The sequence below is a fragment of the Burkholderia sp. Bp9143 genome (assembly GCF_003853645.1).
Taxonomy (GTDB): domain Bacteria; phylum Pseudomonadota; class Gammaproteobacteria; order Burkholderiales; family Burkholderiaceae; genus Burkholderia.
Window position 1 is genome coordinate 1 of the sequence record NZ_QTPO01000060.1, and the last position, 17087, is coordinate 17087.

A 17087-nucleotide genomic window follows, 5' to 3' on the forward strand; every position below is an offset into this window, starting at 1 on the left:
GCTCGGTTCGGGCGGCAGCCTCGCGTCGACGGGTGCGGTCAACCTCGCGGGCACGGGCGCGACGTTCGACGTGAGCGGCGCGTCGGGCGCGCAGACGATCGGCGCATTGTCGGGCGCGGCCGGTGCGAACGTGAACCTCGGCGCGACCGCGCTGACGCTGAACGGCAGCGGCAACGGAATGTTCGGCGGTACGATCGGCGGCACCGGCGCCGTGACGGTCGCGGGCACCGGCACGCAGACGCTGACGGGCGCGAACACCTACACCGGCGGCACGACGATCAACGGCGGCAGCACGCTCGCGCTCGGCGCGGGCGGCAGCCTCGCGTCGGGCAGCACGGTGAACCTCGCGGGCACGGGGGCGACGTTCGATCTGAGCGGCGCATCGGGCGCGCAGACGCTCGGCACGCTGACCGGCACGGCCGGCACGAACGTGAGCCTCGGCGCGAATGCGCTGACGCTGAACGGCAGCGGCAACGGCACGTTCGGCGGCGCGATCGGCGGCACCGGCGGCCTGACGCTCGCGGGCACCGGCACGCAGACGCTGACGGGCGCGAACACGTATACGGGCGGCACGACGATCAACGGCGGCAGCACGCTGGCGCTGGGTGCGGGCGGCAGCCTCGCGTCGACGGGCGCCGTGAATCTCGCCGGCACGGGCGCGACGTTCGACCTGAGCGGCGCGTCGGGCACGCAGACGATTGGGGCGCTGACCGGCACGGCCGGCACGAACGTGAACCTCGGCGCGACTGCGCTGGCACTGAACGGCAGCGGCACCAGTACGTTCGGTGGGGTCATCGGCGGCACCGGCGGCCTGACGCTCGCGGGCACCGGCACGCAGACGCTGACGGGCGCGAACACGTACACCGGCGGCACGACGATCAACGGCGGCAGCACGCTCGCGCTCGGTTCGGGCGGCAGCCTCGCGTCGACGGGTGCGGTCAACCTCGCGGGCACGGGCGCGACGTTCGACGTGAGCGGCGCAGCGGGCGCGCAGACGATCGGCGCGCTGTCGGGGGCGGCAGGCAGCACCGTGAATCTCGGCGCGAACGCGCTGGCGCTGAACGGCAGCGGCAACGGTACGTTCGGCGGGGTCATCGGCGGCACCGGCGGCCTGACGGTCGCAGGCACCGGCATTCAGACGCTGACCGGCAGCAACACGTACACGGGCGGCACGACGATCGCCGCCGGCGGCACGCTGCAGCTCGGCAACGGCGGCACGTCGGGCAGCGTGGCCGGCAATGTCGTCGACAACGGTGCACTGATTTTCAACCAGTCCGCCAACGTGACGCTCGCGAGCGTGCTGTCAGGCACCGGTTCGCTGACCCAGGCCGGCAGCGGACAACTGACGCTGACGGGCACCAATACGCTGAGCGGTCCGACCACCGTCGCCGCGGGCACGCTCGCCGTCGCCGGCTCGCTCGGCCAGTCGACCGTGACCGTGCAGAACGGCGCGACGCTGACGGGCACCGGCACGATCGGCGGCCTCGTCGTGCAGAGCGGTGCGTTCGCGGCCGCGTCGCAGCCGGGTGCGGCGCTGAACGTCGCCGGCAACGTCACGTTCCAGCCGGGCTCGACGCTGCAGGTCGCGGTGACGCCGCAGCAGGGCGGCAGCATCGCGGCGGGCGGAACGGCCACGCTGAACGGCGGCACCGTGCAGGTGCTCGCGAACCAGGCCAGCTTCCAGCAGACCACGAAGTACACGATCCTTAGCGCGTCGTCGGGGGGGCGTGGCACGTTTAGCCAGGCCGGCTACCAGCCGACCACGAAGTACACGATCCTCAGCGCGTCGTCGGGGGTGCAGGGCACGTTCAGCCAGGTGATTTCGAACTACGCGTTCCTGATGCCGACGCTCAGCTACGATCCGGACCACGTGTACCTGCAGCTCGTCGCGAACGGCACGTCGCTGCCCGATGTCGCGACGACGCCGAACCAGCGCGCGGTCGCGACCGCGATCGGTGCGCTCGGCGCGGGCAACACGCTGTACGACACGGTGCTGACGACCGATGCGGCCACCGCGCGCCGGGCCTACGGGATGCTCGACGGCGAACTGCAGGCGAGCCTGAAGAGCATGCTGCTGCTCGACAGCCGCTACGTGCGCGAGGCCGTGACCGATCGCGTGCGCCAGGGCCTCGCGCCCGGATCGGGGCCGCTCGCCGCGCTGTCGTCGGGCGGCGCCGCATTGTGCGGCGACAACACGGCCGGTGCGACCGATCCGACGCTGTCGCCGGAACGCCGGATCGGCTCGCGCGAGGGCTGCTACGGCGGCACGCCGTATCAGCCGGTGGTCTGGGGGCAGGCGTTCGGCGGCCGCAGCCGGCTCGCGGGCGACGACAACGCGTCGACGATCAACCGCAGCATGACGGGCTTTATCGCCGGTGCCGACATGGTGCTCAACGACAAGTGGCGTGCCGGCCTGGCCGCGGGCGTCACGCACAGCTCGCTCGACAACGGCCAGAGCTCGTCCGCGTCGGTCAACAGCTACTACCTGTCGCTGTACGGCGGTGCGCAGTACGGCGCGCTCGGCGTGCGCGGCGGGGCGTCGTATACGTGGTACCGGATCAACAGCGACCGCTATCCGGGCTTCGCGGGCTTTTCCGATCACGATTCGGCCGGCTACAACGCGAATTCGGCGCAGGTGTTCGGCGAAGTCGGCTACGCGCTGCCGGTCGGGCCGGTCGCGCTCGAACCGTTCGCGGGTCTGGCCTACGTGAACCTGCACACCGACGGCTATACGGAGAGCGGCGGCGCCGCCGCGCTGCGGGCCGGCGGCCAGACGACCCACGTCGGCTTCTCGACGCTCGGCCTGCGCGCCGCGTCGCAGCTCGGCACGATCGCGAGCGGCACGTTCACCGCGCGCGGGACGGTCGGCTGGCGGCATGCGTTCGGCAACGTGCGGCCGTCGTCGGCGTTCACGTTCGCGAACGGCGGCACGTCGTTCCAGGTGTCGGGCGTGCCGATTGCTCGCGACAGCGCGGTGCTCGAGGCGGGCATCGATGCGGCCATCACGAAGCGCCTGACGCTCGGCCTCACGTTCAGCGGCCAGTACGGCAGCGGCGTGCGCGACAACGCGGTGCTCGGCAATATCCTGTGGAAGTTCTGAGCGGCGCCCGATGTGCCTGTGCGCGACACCACGCGGCGACGGCAACGTCGCAGGGTGTCGCGTCTTTTTCGGCGCTGCGCGCCTCCCTCGTTCTGGCCTATCCTGTGCGAAACACGCGACGCGCGCCGCGCGTTGCGTCTCGACACAGGAGCACCGATGCCGAATCACGCCGAAGCCACCACGACGCAGGCGCCGCAAGTCGCGCCGGTCCCCCCGACCCGGGTGTCGGGCCCCGCATTCATCGCACCCGAAGCCGACCCGCAGGCGCTCGCGCGCAACAACCAGTACGTATTGAAATCCGGCGACGCGTTCGTCGTCAGCGACGCGCTCGGCGACATCGGCGGCCGTGACGACGGCCTGTTCGTCGACGACATGCGCGTGCTGTCGACCTGGCGTCTGACCTTCGGCGGCCGCGCGCCGTCGCTGCTGTCGGGCGCGACGAGCGCGGACAACGCGTCGTTCACCGCGCACCTGACGAACCGCCCGCTGCCGCCGCTGGGCGGCCACGAGACGCCCGAGGGCGTGATCCACATCGAACGGATGCGCGTGCTCGCGGGCGACGTGCTGTACGAAGCGCTGACGCTGACGAACTATGGCGCGAGCGAGGCCGAGGTGCCGCTGTCGCTGTCGTTCGCGGCGGACTTCAAGGACATGTTCGAAGTGCGCGGCACGCAGCGCCCGACGCGCGGCACGGTGGTCGTGCCGCGCGTCGACGCCGGTGCGGTGCGGCTGCGCTACGACGGCCTCGACAAGGTCGAGCGCAACGTGACCGTGCATTTCTCGCCGGCGCCCGACGCGCTGTCGGTCGATCGCGCCGATTACACGCTGACGATCGCCGCGCAGGCGTGCGTGTCGATCTATCTGACCGTCGACGCGACCCTCGGCCCGGCACACCACGGCGAGGGCCCGGGTTGCGGGCGCGTCGCGCTGCGCACCGCGCTCGTCGGCGTGCATCGCGAGATGCGTTCGCGACGCGAGTCGATGGCGCGCGTGAACACCGGCAATCCGCTGTTCGATGCGTGGCTCGACCGGTCGCTCGCGGATCTCGGGCTGCTCACGACGCAGCTCGACACCGGGCCGTATCCGTATGCGGGCATTCCGTGGTTCTCGACGCCGTTTGGCCGCGACGCGGTGATCACGTCGCTGCAGATGCTGTGGCTGCAGCCGTCGCTCGCGCGCGGCGTGCTGCGCTTTCTCGCGGAGCACCAGGCGCGCGAGACGTCCGCGTTCCGCGATGCGGAGCCCGGCAAGATCATGCACGAGTTCCGCCGCAGCGAGATGGCCGCGACGGGCGAGGTGCCGTTCGCGCTGTATTACGGCGGCGTCGACACGACCCCGCTGTTCATCGTGCTCGCGGGCGCGTACGTCGAACACACCGGCGACGATGCGCTGATCGACGAGCTATGGCCCGCGCTCGAGCGCGCCGCGCGGTGGGTGACCGACAAGTGCGACCGCAATCCGTACGGACTGCTCGATTACCAGCGCACGTCGGAGCGCGGTCTCGCGAACCAGGGCTGGAAAGACAGCCACGATTCGGTGTTTCACGCGGACGGCCGTTTTCCCGACGGCCCGATCGCACTCGTCGAAGTGCAGGCGTATGCGTGCGCGGCGCTCGATGCGATGTCGATGTGCTCGCACCGGCGCGGCCACGCGGCCGACGCGACGCGCTATGCGCTGCGCGCGAAGACGCTGCGCGACCAGGTCGAAGCGCTGTTCTGGATGCCGGAAGGCCAGTTCTACGGGATCGCGCTCGACGGTCACGGCGATCTGTGCCACGTGCTGGCGTCGAACGCGGGCCATCTGCTCGCGTTCGGGCTGCCCGACGCCGAGCGCGGCGCGGCGGTCGCCGGCGTGCTCGGCTCGACGCTGTTCCAGACGGGCTGGGGCGTCCGCACGCTCGCCGCCGGCCAGCCGCGCTTCAACCCGATGGCCTATCACAACGGTTCGGTATGGCCGCACGACAATGCGCTGATCGCGCGCGGGCTCGCGCGCTACGGCGACAAGACCGCCGCGGTGAACCTGCTGCGTGCGCTGTTCGAAGCCGCGGTCAGCTTCGAGATGCGGCTGCCGGAGCTGTTCTGCGGGTTCCCGCGCCGGCGCGGCGAACCGCCGACGGCCTATCCGGTCGCGTGCCTGCCGCAGGCGTGGGCGGCCGGTGCGCCGTTCATGATGCTGCAGGCGTGTCTCGGCGTGAGCGTCGATGCGGCGCGCCACGAGGTGCGCGTCGAGCGCCCGGCGCTGCCCGAAGGCGTCGACTGGCTGCGCATCGACGAGCTGCGGGTCGGCGACGAAACCGTATCGCTGACGTTCCGGCGCGTCGACGGCCAGGTGATCGCGTCGGCGGCGCAGCCGGGGCGGGTGAAGGTGGTCGCGGTGCTGTAGCGCATGCGGCTGCGCGGACATTGCGCAATGTCGCGCCACGTCCGCGCGCAGCGGCATAGAATCGTGACATGACCCTTGAACGATGGCGGAGGCACCTACGATGACGACCGACAATCGGCCCGACGACGGCGAGCAGAAGCTCGAGAATCTGGAAGCGGCGGTCGACCACCTGCACAAGTCGATCGAGTCGCAGAGCATCGCGGCGGGTGCGGCGAAGGGCATCCTGTTCAGCCTGATCGAAACACTCGGCGCGCTGATCGGCGATCCCGACCTGCCCGAACATGCGCGCTCGGGCTACGAGGCACTGCGCGACAAGGCGCGCGAATTGCGCGGCGGGCTCGACCGGCATTGATGAGCCGGCAGCACCGGCGTCGGCCGCACGGCCCGCGCCGGTGCTGCCCAATCCTGCGCGGCGCGCACAAAACCCCGTGTGCTCAACGAGTTAGCCGGCCGGTACGCAGGATATCCACAAGCTTGCCAACACAATCTGTGGAGAACCGGCCTGCCCCGAACCGGACGCAGAGTGCGCCCCTGCGAGGTCGCAAACGATGCCGCGCCGTTGACCTGCCGGGCCCGATCTACTGAATCTTCTTTTGTATCAGGATGTTACGTGTCACATTGGCGGAATATCCACAGGCTTGCCAACAAAATCTGTGGATAAGTCTGACGTGATTGCTTCTTCAGGGTTGAGGATCCCGCGTGCGGCGGCCGGTGCGTCGAATCCCGTGCGCACCGGCTGCCCGATGCGTGAGTCGTCACCGTAAATCGTGCACGATCAACGAGTTAGGTCCCGCGTACCCAGGATATCCACATCCTTGCCAACACAATCTGTGGACAAGCAGGGCCTCATCAATCGACCGGCGCCGCGTCGGCCGCTTCCGCAACGATCCAGTCGCGAAACAGCGTCATCGCCGGCGTGAGCGGCTTCGACTTCAGCGACGTGAGCCAGTAGCCGCCCGTGCGCACGTCGATGTCGAACGGCCGCGCGAGCAGGCCGAGCTGCAGTTCGCGCGCGAACATGCAGGCCGGCGCGAGCGCGACGCCTGCGCCCTGCATCGCGGCCTCGACCATCAGCCGCGACGAATCGAACACGGGCCCGTTCACCGCCCACGGTTCGAGCTGCGCGGCGTCGAACCAGCCGAGCCATTCGTCGGTGCGGTACGAGCGCAGCAGCGTTTCGTTCGCGAGATCGGCCGGCCGCGCGAGGCGCCGCGCGATCTCCGGCGCGCACAGCGCGGTGAGCGGTGCGTCGAGCAGCCGCTCGTTGCGCGTCGCCGGCCAGTTGCCTTCCCCGAAGCGGATCGCGAAATCGAGGCCCTCGGCCGCGAGGTCGACGACGTTGTTGTTGGTCCGCAGCCGCAGCTCGACGAACGGGTGGGTATCGCCGAAGTGCTTCAGCCGTGGCATTAGCCAGCCTATGGCAAAGGTGCCGACCGCACCGAGCGTCAGCACCTCGTGGAAGCGCCCGCCCTCGAACTGCTTGAGCACGGTTTCGATCCGGCTGAACGCGTCGCTGAGCACCGGCAGCAGCGCGCGTCCTTCGTCGGTGAGCCCGAGGCCGCGCGGCAGTCGGGTGAACAGGGCACAGCCGAGCCGCTCCTCGAGCGAGCGCACCTGCTGGCTCACGGCAGCCTGCGTCACGCTCAGCTCGAGGCCGGCGCGCGTGAAGTTCAGGTGGCGCGCCGACGATTCGAACGCGCGCAAGGCATTCAGCGGAAGATGAGGGCGGAGCTTAGTCATAAGAATTTCTTGTGTCAGCGCTCAATTATCGTTGCTTGTCAGGCAACCGTAAAGTCACGATAGTGCTGTCTCGCCGGCCGGCCGTTCCGTATCCATTCCACCACGAGAGACACGACAATGACCTACTCATCGCAACGTCGAACCCTGTTGCTGGCCGCCGCGACGGCGCCGCTCGTCCTGACCGTCACCGCATGCGCGTCGCAGCCGGCCGTCGGGCAGGACGTTTCGTCCGCGACGTCGTTTGCCGCGCTCGAGCGCGCGGCGGGCGGCCGTCTCGGCGTGTGCGCGATCGACACCGCGAGCGGCCGGCGTGCGCAGCATCGCGCGGACGAGCGCTTCCCGTTCTGCAGCACGTTCAAGGCGATGCTGAGTGCGGCGGTGCTCGCGCAGAGCGTCGAGCGTCCGGGGTTGCTGCAGCAGCGTGTGACGGTTGCGCAGTCCGATCTCGTGAACTACTCGCCGGTGTCGGGCAAGCATGTCGGCACCGGGATGACCGTCGCCGAGTTGTGCGAGGCGGCGATCCAGTACAGCGACAACTCGGCCGCGAACCTGGCGATGAAGCTGATCGGCGGGCCGGCGGCTGTGACCGCGTATGCACGCTCGATCGGCGACGACGCGTTCCGCCTCGATCGCTGGGAGACTGAACTGAACACGGCGTTGCCTGGCGATTTGCGCGACACGACGACGCCGGCCGCGATGGCCGCGAGCATGCGCGTGCTCACGCTCGGCGATGCGCTGCCGCCCGCGCAGCGTGCGCAGCTCGTCGCCTGGCTGCGCGGCAACAAGGTCGGCGACAAGCGGATTCGCGCGGGCGTGCCGGCCGGGTGGCAGGTGGCCGACAAGACCGGCACCGGCGACTACGGGACGACGAACGACGCTGGCGTGATCTGGCCGCGGTCGCGCGCGCCGATCGTGCTGGTCGTGTACTACACGCAGGCGCGTGCCGATGCGAAGGCGAAGGACGACGTGATCGCGGCCGCCGCGCGCATCGCGGTCGCGGCGTTCGCCTGAGCGGGCGGCGCGGCGGGCGTTCATCGATGGATGGATGGATGGATGGATGCATGCCGTGCCGCAGTCGTGACCGGCATGTCGAAACGTTGTGCGATCAACGACTTAGGTCACGCATGCTCAGGATATCCACATGCTTGCCAACAAAAATTGTGGACAAGCCCGCGAGCGGTGGCGTTCATCGCGAAGCGGGCGCGGTGCCGGCGTGCTGCAGGCCTGCGTGCACGGTTCGAGGCGGCGCGGACAAAGTCTTTCGGATCAAGCGTTTGAGCATGGTATGCGCAGGCTATCCACACGCTTGCCAACACAATCTGTGGACAAGCGGCGTGGCGCGCGTGACATGTGGTCTGTCGGGTCGCATGACGATGCGCGAACGGCGCTTTGCCCGTCGCGTGCCGCATTCGAAGCGGCGCGGACAAAGTCTTTCGGATCAAGCGCTTGGTCGCGGTATGCGCAGGCTATCCACATGCTTGCCAACACAATCTGTGGACAAGCCTGCGAGTTTGCCTGCCCGATGATCAGCCATGCCGATCGTCGACCGCGGGCCAGCGTGCGAACGCGAATACCCACAACATGATGAAGTTCAGGACCGGGACGAACATCGTCAGGATCCACCAGCCTGAATGTCCGGTACGCCGAACGATGCGGACATACGGATAGACGACGATCGCGACGAGCACGAGCGAGACGATCAACTGCCCTGCGGTGAAGTGTTCCATGGTCTTCCTCGGAATTGATGTGTCGTTGTCCGATGCGGGCGGAATGGCCGGCCCGCGGTGCCGCTGCGTGAAGTCTCGTGATGTGCGACGCGTGCGGCTCGTGTGATCGTGACGCGTGGCGTGTGCGGGCGTCAAGCTGCGGGCAGGGTGCTGCTGTTGCGTCGGATCGTCCGTCTGCGCGCGAGGGCGGACCGCGTGCTGCCGCAACGGTGACGTGGCGCATGAATCACTGGCCGATCAACGGGTTAGCCGATGCGTGCGCAGGATATCCACAAGCTTGCCAACAAAATCTGTGGGTAAGTGGTGCGACGACGCGCATCGCACCGCAGTGGGGCATCGACGTGGCATCGTGATGCGAAGTGCGGCGAACCGGCGCGTGTGACACCACGGCGCGCGCCGCGTCTGCATCACGCGTGCCAAAGTCCTTTTGATCAAGGGCTTAGCGTTGCGGTGCGCAGGATATCCACAAGCTTGCCAACATTTTCTGTGGAGAAGTCCGCGTGGCGATCGCGCTGCGCGGCACATCGTGCAAACCGTGCGCTGCGCCGGTACGTGCATCGACTCACGCGGTACAAATGCCCGTCACGGCGACTTTCTGGAACAAGTGCGGGCTCGCGACGGCGGACGACGGATAGGCCGAGAGCTTGGCGACGAACGCCGGATGCGTGAAGGCCGCGCGAAACGCGTCGGTCGACTCCCAGATCGCATAGTTGAAGTAAGTCGGACTGTCGCCGAGCGCGCGATGGAGCTGCGTCGAAATGAATCCCGGTTGCCGTTTCATGAACTCGGCGTCGTCCTTCCACACGGCCAGGAAATCCGCTTCATCGGCCGGATCCAGCGTGAAGACGTTGACGAGGACGACGGGCTGCGCGTCGATGCCGAGCTGTTGCTGGATCGGAAAGGTCGGGTCCATCGGTTTGAAATGGGGCATGGGGTACTCCTGCAAGTCATGGGTTGAAGGTGCGATCACGCTTGCCCGTTCGGCGCATGAGCGCCGGACATCGTCGACAGCACGCGAATCGCCGCATCGAGATCGGCCGAACTGAATTGGCCGGAGATGTCGCGGACATGCTGTTGCCATTGCCCGACCACCGCCTGGTAGGCCGCGGCACCACGCGGGGTCAGCGCATACAGCGGAGAGCGCTTGTGCGTCGGGTTCGGCAGCGGTTGCACCAGGCCTTCTTCCACGAGCACGTTGATCTGTTTCAGGACGGCCTGCCGCGTGATGCCCATGGCGTCGGCGATCTGCGGGACGTTCGGGGCTTCCGGCGCCATCGAGATGGCGCCCAGCACTTGCCAGCGCGCGCTGGTCAGGCCGTGCGGCGCGGCAAAGGTATTGCCCCATTCGATCAGCAGGCCGTTCAGCCGGAAGACGGACAGCGCGACGGCGGTCAACTTGGCGGGTTTCGTCATGGTCGAGATGCGTGATGAATTGACAACTACTTTACGTAATAGACAACTAGTTGTCAATGTGGATTGTATCTCGCCGAGGCTGGAAGCCAGCGTCGGCTCGGGAAGGGGGGAGGATCGGTACGCGATGTCGCGTCGAGACGTGCGCCGGTTCGGCGCGGGTTGGCGCATTCGCTGCGCACGATCGCCAACCCCTTTCAGATCAATGGCTTGCTGCCGTTAGCGGCTGGTTGTCCACAAGCTTGCCAACACAATCTGTGGAAAAGCCACCCATCGGCCGTGTGTCAGGCCGGCACCGGAAAGCGCACCGTCACGGTCAGCCCGCGCCCGCCTTGCGTCGTGCCGAGCGCGACCGTCGCACGGTGCTGTTCGGCGATCCGCTTGACGATCGACAGCCCGAGCCCGCTGCCCGACGACGTGACGGCCTGCGCACCTTCGCCGCGATAGAAGCGCTCCCATACGTCCGTGCGCTCGGCTTCCGGAATGCCGGGGCCGTCGTCGGCGACTTCGAGCACGGGCGTCGCGCCGTCGAGGCGCGCGGACACGTCGACCCGCGCGCCATCGCCCGCGTAGCGGATCGCATTGTCGACGAGGTTGTTCAGCAGCACGCGCAACGTGTCCATGTTGCCGGCGGCCATCACCGGCGACGACACGATCGCGCCGAGGTCGATGCGGTGCGCATCCGCGACGCGCGTGCGGTCGGCGACCACCGAGCGGCACAGTGCGGCGAGATCGACGGGCTTGGAGGCCGAGGCGGACGCCTGCGCGTCGGGTTCGAGGCGCGCGAGCGTCAGCAACTGTTCGGCGAGATGGCCGAGGCGTGTCGTGCCGGCATGGATCTGCGCGAGAATCTGCTCGCGCTCGTCGGACGTCGACGCGCGCCGCAGCAATTGCGACTGGATCGACAGCCCCATGATCGGCGTGCGCAGCTCGTGCGCGGCATCGGCGATGAAGTGCCGCTGCAGCGTGAACGAACGGTCGAGCCGCGCGAGCAGGTCGTTGATCGCCTCGGCGAGCGGGCGGACCTCGTTCGGCATCGACGCGACGTCGACCGGCTCGAGATTGTTCGCATTCCTGCGTTTCAGGCCGGATGCGATCGTGCGCAGCGGCCGCAGCCCTGCGCCGATGCCGAACCACAGCCCGATCGCGAGCACCGGCAGCATCGAGAACACCGGCCACAGCAGGTGCACCGCGATGCCCGCGATCGCTTCCCAGCGCGCATGGCGCGCCTGGGCGAGCCGGATCGTCGTGCCGCCGCGTTCGGTCACATAGGTGCGCCACGGCTGGCCGCCGACGTCGACGCTCGCGATGCCGGTCCGGGTCGGCGGCGGCAGCGACGATTCGCGATCGGTCGAATACACCAGCGTGCCGTTGCGCCAGACCTGCAGCAGCACGGCGTCGGGATCGCTGGCCTCGAAGTCGTGCTTGCCGTCGTCATGGTTGCGGAACGACAGCTCGCCGTTCGGGCCGACGACGATCTGCTTCGACATGCTGCGCATCTGGTCGTCGAGGAGATCGTCGAGCTCGCGCAGCGCGCCCCAGTAAGTGCCCGCGCTCGCGACCAGCCCGATCACGCAGGCGGCGGGCAGCAGCCACATCAGGAGGCGCCGCCGCAGCGATGCGCTGCGCCAGCGCGCGATCGCGTGTTGCAGACTCGTCATGCGCCGTCACCGATCCGGTAGCCGACGCCGCGCACCGTGCGGATCAAGTCGTGGCCGAGCTTCTTGCGCAGGTTGTGGATATGCACCTGCACCGCGTTGCTTTCGATTTCCTCGCCCCAGCTGTACAGCCGTTCCTCGAACTGTTCGCGCGAGATCACCGCGCCGGGGTCGCGCATCAGCTCGTGCAGCAGCACGAACTCCTTCGGCGACAGCGTGACTTCCTCGTCGTTGAGCCAGACCAGGTGCTTGACCGGATCGAGCCGCAGCGGGCCGATCGCGAGCGTCGTTTGCGCGCGCCCCGCGTGGCGGCGGTTGACGGCCCGAATGCGGGCGAGCAGTTCCTCGAGCACGAACGGCTTGACGAGGTAGTCGTCGGCGCCGCTGTCGAGGCCGGCGATGCGGTCCGGCACGCCGTCGCGCGCGGTGATGATGATCGCGGGCAGGGTTTCGTCGCGGCGGCGCAGCGACGCGAGCACCGACAGGCCGTCGCGGTTCGGCAGCCCGAGGTCGAGCAGCAGCAGGCCGTAGCCGGTCGAGCGCAGCGCGAGCGACGCGGCGTCGCCGTCCTTCACCCAGTCGACCGCGAAGCCTTCCTGTTTGAGGCCCTGTTCGAGCCCGCTGCCGATCAGCGGATCGTCCTCGACGAGCAGTACGCGCATGGATTCGTGTCTGTTGGCGGGCGCAAGCGCCCGGGGTTCCCATGATAAGCGCAGGTGTCTTAGGCCGAGCTTAAAGACCGGCGGCTGGCCGCGCTTTCGTACTTGTCCAATGCGGCGTCGTGTCGCTTTGGCGTGCCTTCAGGTTTGCTTAATCTTACGGCCCGTAATCTTGGATCGTCGCGCTCAACCGGAGCACGGCGCACCACCGAAGAAGAGGAAACGAGATCATGAAAAAACTGGCCAGCATCCTGACTATCGCACTTGCCACGCTGTCTGTCGCCGCTCACGCGGAATACACGGGGCCGTCCACGCTCACCACGACGACCGTGAAGGAATTGCTCGCGAACGGCAAGGACGACCAGCACGTGCAGTTGCAGGGGCGCATCGTCAAGCACGTCGGCGACGAGGATTACGAGTTCGCCGATGCGACGGGCACGATCCGCGTCGAGATCGACAAGAAGCTGTGGGCCGCGGGCCAGCCCGTCAGCGAGCAGAGCGAGGTGAAGCTGACCGGCGAGTTCGAGCGCAAGTGGTCGGGCAAGACGAAGGTCGACATCGACCGGGTCGAAGTGCTGCACTGACCGGTGCGTGCGGGGCCGGTGATACCATGGACGACCGGTTCCCGCTCTCACCAAGATGGCTGCCAATTTCGACGAACTCGCGTCCCGGATCCGGGCGCAATTTTCCGAACTGAGCCCGCAATTCCAGGCGGGCGCTGCATTTCTGCTCGATCATCCCGACGAGGTTGCCACTTCGTCGATGCGCAAGGTCGCGCAGCGCGCGCAGGTTCAACCCGCGTCGCTCGTGCGGCTCGCGCAGCAATTCGGTTTCCCCGGCTGGAACGAGCTGCGCGACCTGTGCGTCGCGCGCGTGCGCACGCGTCCCGAGCCGCTCACGCAGCGTGCGCGTTCGCTCGTGCGGCCCGACGCGAAGGCGTCGCTGGCGCATGACCTGCTTGCCGCCCAGCAGCACAATCTCGCCGCCACCGCCGCGCAGAACGAGCACGCGCTCGCGGACGCCGCAAAGCTGATCCGCAAGGCGTCGCACGTGCACGTCGCGGGGTTCCGGTCGTGCTATCCGGTTGCGTTCGGTTTCGTATACGGCTACCGGCTGTTCCGGCCGACCGTGTCGTTGCTCAACGGCGTCGCCGGCTCGCTCGAGATGGAGTTGCGCACGATCGCGAAGCAGAGCGTAACCGTGGTCGTCAGTTTCGCACCGTATTCGGCGGAAGCGACGCGCGTCGCACAGGCGGCGAAGGCGCAGGGCAGCAAGATCGTCGCGATCACCGACAGCGCGGTGTCGCCGATCGCGCTGCATGCGGACGCGCAGCTGATCTTCACGCACGACAGCCCGTCGTTCTTTCCGTCGCTGGTCGCCGCGCATGCGATGGCCGAGACGCTGGTCGCGCAGTTGCTGGCGCTCGAAGGCAGCGATGCGATCGCGGCGCTCGAGCGCACGGAAGCGGAACTGCATGCGAAGGGCGCGTATGTCGTGTAGCGGCACACCGCGCTGAGCGCGCGAGGCCCTGGCATCCACATCGACATTTCACCGCGCCCTGAACCGTCGCGGTACCGCGCGCGCGTATGCTGACGTCTCCCGTTCCGAGGAGACACCGATGTCCGATTCCAACCTGCAGTTCCGCCAAGCCGAGGCTTTTCGCGCGCTGCACACGCGCCCCGGCGCCTTCATCATCCCGAACCCGTGGGATGCCGGTTCCGCCCGGCTGCTCGCGATGGCCGGCTTCGACGCGCTCGCCACCACGAGCGCCGGTTTCGCCTTTTCGAGAGGGCGGCCCGACAACGCGATCGGCCGTGACGACATGCTCGGCCACATCGCCGAGATCGTCGCCGCGGGCGGCCTGCCGGTCAGCGCCGATCTCGAGAACGGCTTCGGCGACGCGCCCGACACGGTCGCCGAGACGATCCGCCTGGCGGCCGGCGCCGGCGCGGTGGGCGGCTCGATCGAGGATGCGACCGGCCGCGCCGACGCGCCGATCTATCCGCACGACGCGGCGGTCGAGCGCATCGCGGCGGCGGTCGACGCGGCGCGCGCGCTGCCGTTTCCGTTCACGCTGACCGCGCGCTGCGAAAATTACCTGCACGGCCGCCACGACCTCGCCGATACGATCGCGCGGCTGGTCGCGTACCGCGATGCGGGCGCCGACGTGCTGTACGCACCGGGCGTGACGGATCCCGACGAGATCGCGGCGATCACGCGCGCGGTCGGCGCGCCGGTCAACGTCGTGATGGGGCTGCAGGGCGGGTTGCTGAGCCTCGAGGCGCTCGCGGCGCTCGGCGTGAAGCGCGTCAGCGTCGGCGGCGCGCTGGCGCGGGCCGCACTCGGCGCGTTCCTGCGCGCCGCGACGGAAATGGCGCGCGACGGCACGTTCACGTTCACGCAAGCGGCGGTACCGGGGCGCGACCTCAATCGCTGGTTTTCGGCGCCGGACAATTCGCCCGTCCGGTTTGAACAATGAGCGCCGATAAAACCTGGGAACGTTTCCAGCCGAACACGGATTGACAGTAATCAATCGAAGCCGCTGCCGATTTAAAGTTCGATGACGGCGAAAAATACATCGTTTATTCTCCGCATTCCGGCTGTTCGGCCGGAACCGGCGCGCAAGCCACGCCGGTTCTGGCGAGAGCCGCCCGACGCGCGGACCGATGCCGCGTATTGTTGCAATTTTCCGACGGATGTTTTTAGGGTATTCGGGAGTTGCCGGTTATTTATTGGATTGGTAATCTGCGGCAGATCCGCATGCCCGGCCAGCGGGCCGTCGGAAAATGAATATATAAAAAATCGAGAGAGCGATGACGATCCGAGAAAATCCCAGCAGCGACTTTCGCGTCGGCGATGTCGTGACGCTGAAAACCGGCGGGCCGCGCATGACCGTCACCTACGCCGGGCCGGTCGTGTTCGACGATGCCAACTGGCTGATCTGCCAATGGTTCGACGACGGCGGCCACTTCCGGCAGGAAATGTTCCATCACGATACTGTGGTGCCCGAGCCGCGTGCGATTTCCGCCGGGCGCGTCCGCGTGCGCATGCAGGGGCACCGCTACCGGTCGGCAGCCTGACACCGCATCCGTTACGGCGCGGCGCCGCTCGCCGCCCGTGCGTTGCTGCGCTGCCGCAGCCTGCAATGGCGGCACCGCTGTGACATCCGCGACATTTCACGTCAACCCGAAACATGCGGCGGCCCGGCGCGCCGATACTGCGCTCATGAACCCGACCAATCCGATTGCCGCGGTCACGCACCGCGATCCCTACCCGTATTACGCAACGCTCGTCGACGGGCCGCCGCTCGCGTTCGACGCCTCGCTCGGCCTGTGGGTCGCGAGCCGGGCGGCGAGCGTGGCGGCCGTGATGGGCCACCCGGCGTGCCGCGTCAGGCCGCTCGATGCGCCGGTACCGCCCGCGTTGCGCGGCACGACGGCGGGCGCGCTGTTCGGCGAACTGGTACGCATGAACGATGGCGCATTGCGGCACGACGTGCCGAAGCAGGCGCTGCGCGCGGCGTTCGCGCCGCTCGACGCGGATGCGTTGCGCGAGCGGGCCGCCCGACTTGCCGGCAGCCGGCTGAGCGCGCCGCATGACGCCGATGCATTGAACGCGTGGTGCCTGACGGTGCCCGTTTGCGCGGTCGCCGATCTGCTCGGCTTCGACGACGCGCAGCTGGACGATATCGCCGCGCTGGTCGTCGACTTCGTCGCCGCGCTGTCGCCGCTGTCGGACGACGCGGCGCTGGCCCGCGCGAGCGAAGCCGCGCGGCAACTGCTCGACCGGATGACGGAACGCGTCGCGCTCGCACGTGCGCAGGACGGTTCGCTGGTCGCGACGATTCAGCAGGCGGCCGGTGCGGCGGGCTGGCAGGCGAGCGGCACGCTGGTCGCGAATCTCGTCGGGTTGCTGTCGCAGACGTGCGAGGCGACGGCCGCGTGGCTCGGCAACGTGCTGGTCGCGTGGGACGGCACGGACGACGAACGCGCGATGGCGGATACCGCCGCCCTCGATGCATTCGTCGCCGAGGTCGGCCGATTCGATTCGCCCGTGCAGAACACGCGCCGCTTCGTCGCGTCGCGCACGACGATCGAAGGCGTGACCGTCGATGCCGGTGCGGCCATCCTGGTCGTGCTCGCGGCGGCGAACCGCGATCCGGCCGTGCATCGAGAGCCGCATCGCTTGCTGCCGGGCCGCGCGCCGCGGCCGAACTTCGGATTCGGCACGGGGCCGCACGGCTGCCCGGGCGAGCGGATCGCGCGGGCGGTGACGGCGGGGGCGTTCGGGGCGTGGTTGCGCGCGGGCGGCGGCGACGCGCCGCGCGACAGGCTGGTGTGGGACTACCGGGCCTCGACCAACGTCAGGATGCCGAAGTTCGGCGTGGCGAGGTAAGCGGAACAGCGGGACT

15 protein-coding genes are annotated in these 17087 nt (G+C 68.5%); 9 read left to right on the top strand and 6 right to left on the bottom strand.

What is annotated here, in order from left to right; all coding sequences use genetic code 11:
- The 3 genes from DIE23_RS33125 to DIE23_RS33135 all read left to right on the top strand — a co-directional run.
- Positions 1-3100, top strand: a 3100-nt coding sequence (locus DIE23_RS33125; RefSeq protein WP_124616322.1) for an autotransporter domain-containing protein, incomplete at its 5' end; no start/stop codon positions are given.
- 156 nt (positions 3101-3256) lie between these two features.
- Positions 3257-5482 carry an amylo-alpha-1,6-glucosidase gene (locus tag DIE23_RS33130; RefSeq protein ID WP_124616324.1) on the top strand — a complete coding sequence of 742 codons (2226 nt, stop codon included), beginning with the start codon at positions 3257-3259 and terminating at the stop codon, positions 5480-5482.
- A 100-nt stretch (positions 5483-5582) separates the two neighbouring features.
- Positions 5583-5834 (top strand): hypothetical protein, encoded by a 252-nt coding sequence (locus DIE23_RS33135; protein ID WP_059447090.1) that lies wholly within the window; start codon positions 5583-5585, stop codon positions 5832-5834.
- Between the two features lie 497 nt (positions 5835-6331).
- Here the strand turns inward: DIE23_RS33135 and penR are convergent, their stop codons facing one another.
- Positions 6332-7222: a beta-lactamase transcriptional regulator PenR gene (penR, locus tag DIE23_RS33140; RefSeq protein WP_124616326.1), complete on the bottom strand. Its 891-nt coding sequence runs from the start codon at positions 7220-7222 to the stop codon at positions 6332-6334.
- Between the two features lie 117 nt (positions 7223-7339).
- Here penR and blaPEN-bcc point away from each other — a divergent pair, with 117 nt between their 5' ends.
- A complete protein-coding gene (gene blaPEN-bcc, locus DIE23_RS33145) occupies positions 7340-8233 on the top strand; it encodes a PEN family class A beta-lactamase, Bcc-type (protein WP_124616328.1) in 894 nt (297 codons plus the stop codon).
- A 515-nt stretch (positions 8234-8748) separates the two neighbouring features.
- Here the strand turns inward: blaPEN-bcc and DIE23_RS33150 are convergent.
- From DIE23_RS33150 to DIE23_RS33170, 5 genes are all read right to left on the bottom strand, one after another.
- The gene (locus tag DIE23_RS33150; protein WP_124616330.1) at positions 8749-8949 is read right to left on the bottom strand and encodes a hypothetical protein; all 201 of its coding nucleotides are present in this window, start codon (positions 8947-8949) and stop codon (positions 8749-8751) included.
- A 562-nt stretch (positions 8950-9511) separates the two neighbouring features.
- On the bottom strand, positions 9512-9880 hold the full coding sequence (locus tag DIE23_RS33155; protein ID WP_124616332.1) for an antibiotic biosynthesis monooxygenase: 369 nt from the start codon (positions 9878-9880) through the stop codon (positions 9512-9514).
- Positions 9881-9915: 35 nt separating this feature from the next.
- On the bottom strand, positions 9916-10362 hold the full coding sequence (locus tag DIE23_RS33160; protein ID WP_124616334.1) for a MarR family winged helix-turn-helix transcriptional regulator: 447 nt from the start codon (positions 10360-10362) through the stop codon (positions 9916-9918).
- A 281-nt stretch (positions 10363-10643) separates the two neighbouring features.
- A complete protein-coding gene (locus DIE23_RS33165; RefSeq protein ID WP_124616336.1) occupies positions 10644-12020 on the bottom strand; it encodes an ATP-binding protein in 1377 nt (458 codons plus the stop codon).
- Complete coding sequence (locus DIE23_RS33170; RefSeq protein ID WP_124616338.1) at positions 12017-12679, bottom strand: response regulator; 663 nt, start codon at positions 12677-12679, stop codon at positions 12017-12019. Before DIE23_RS33170 ends, DIE23_RS33165 begins: the two co-directional genes overlap by 4 nt.
- Before the next feature lie 227 nt (positions 12680-12906).
- On the opposite strand from DIE23_RS33170, the gene DIE23_RS33175 reads away from it, so the two are divergent.
- The 5 genes from DIE23_RS33175 (at position 12907) to DIE23_RS33195 (ending at position 17071) form a co-directional block, all read left to right on the top strand.
- Complete coding sequence (locus DIE23_RS33175; RefSeq protein ID WP_124616340.1) at positions 12907-13260, top strand: YgiW/YdeI family stress tolerance OB fold protein; 354 nt, start codon at positions 12907-12909, stop codon at positions 13258-13260.
- A gap of 55 nt (positions 13261-13315) precedes the next feature.
- Positions 13316-14176 carry a MurR/RpiR family transcriptional regulator gene (locus tag DIE23_RS33180; protein ID WP_124616342.1) on the top strand — a complete coding sequence of 287 codons (861 nt, stop codon included), beginning with the start codon at positions 13316-13318 and terminating at the stop codon, positions 14174-14176.
- Between the two features lie 118 nt (positions 14177-14294).
- The gene (locus DIE23_RS33185) at positions 14295-15155 is read left to right on the top strand and encodes an oxaloacetate decarboxylase (protein WP_124616344.1); all 861 of its coding nucleotides are present in this window, start codon (positions 14295-14297) and stop codon (positions 15153-15155) included.
- A gap of 334 nt (positions 15156-15489) precedes the next feature.
- Positions 15490-15756, top strand: coding sequence for a YodC family protein (locus DIE23_RS33190; RefSeq protein ID WP_124616346.1), 267 nt, complete (start codon positions 15490-15492; stop codon positions 15754-15756).
- A 145-nt stretch (positions 15757-15901) separates the two neighbouring features.
- The gene (locus DIE23_RS33195) at positions 15902-17071 is read left to right on the top strand and encodes a cytochrome P450 (RefSeq protein WP_124616348.1); all 1170 of its coding nucleotides are present in this window, start codon (positions 15902-15904) and stop codon (positions 17069-17071) included.
- Positions 17072-17087 lie beyond the last annotated feature (16 nt).

What these genes read in the sequence shown, in the direction of transcription:
- DIE23_RS33180 (WP_124616342.1), top strand. Translation starts at nt 13,316, where the DNA reads ATGGCTGCCAATTTCGACGAACTCGCGTCCCGGATCCGGGCGCAATTT.
- DIE23_RS33175 (WP_124616340.1), top strand. Translation starts at nt 12,907, where the DNA reads ATGAAAAAACTGGCCAGCATCCTGACTATCGCACTTGCCACGCTGTCT.
- blaPEN-bcc (WP_124616328.1), top strand. Translation starts at nt 7,340, where the DNA reads ATGACCTACTCATCGCAACGTCGAACCCTGTTGCTGGCCGCCGCGACG.
- DIE23_RS33160 (WP_124616334.1), bottom strand. Translation starts at nt 10,362, where the DNA reads ATGACGAAACCCGCCAAGTTGACCGCCGTCGCGCTGTCCGTCTTCCGG.
- penR (WP_124616326.1), bottom strand. Translation starts at nt 7,222, where the DNA reads ATGACTAAGCTCCGCCCTCATCTTCCGCTGAATGCCTTGCGCGCGTTC.
- DIE23_RS33165 (WP_124616336.1), bottom strand. Translation starts at nt 12,020, where the DNA reads ATGACGAGTCTGCAACACGCGATCGCGCGCTGGCGCAGCGCATCGCTG.
- DIE23_RS33150 (WP_124616330.1), bottom strand. Translation starts at nt 8,949, where the DNA reads ATGGAACACTTCACCGCAGGGCAGTTGATCGTCTCGCTCGTGCTCGTC.
- DIE23_RS33135 (WP_059447090.1), top strand. Translation starts at nt 5,583, where the DNA reads ATGACGACCGACAATCGGCCCGACGACGGCGAGCAGAAGCTCGAGAAT.
- DIE23_RS33185 (WP_124616344.1), top strand. Translation starts at nt 14,295, where the DNA reads ATGTCCGATTCCAACCTGCAGTTCCGCCAAGCCGAGGCTTTTCGCGCG.
- DIE23_RS33195 (WP_124616348.1), top strand. Translation starts at nt 15,902, where the DNA reads ATGAACCCGACCAATCCGATTGCCGCGGTCACGCACCGCGATCCCTAC.
- DIE23_RS33130 (WP_124616324.1), top strand. Translation starts at nt 3,257, where the DNA reads ATGCCGAATCACGCCGAAGCCACCACGACGCAGGCGCCGCAAGTCGCG.
- DIE23_RS33190 (WP_124616346.1), top strand. Translation starts at nt 15,490, where the DNA reads ATGACGATCCGAGAAAATCCCAGCAGCGACTTTCGCGTCGGCGATGTC.
- DIE23_RS33155 (WP_124616332.1), bottom strand. Translation starts at nt 9,880, where the DNA reads ATGCCCCATTTCAAACCGATGGACCCGACCTTTCCGATCCAGCAACAG.
- DIE23_RS33170 (WP_124616338.1), bottom strand. Translation starts at nt 12,679, where the DNA reads ATGCGCGTACTGCTCGTCGAGGACGATCCGCTGATCGGCAGCGGGCTC.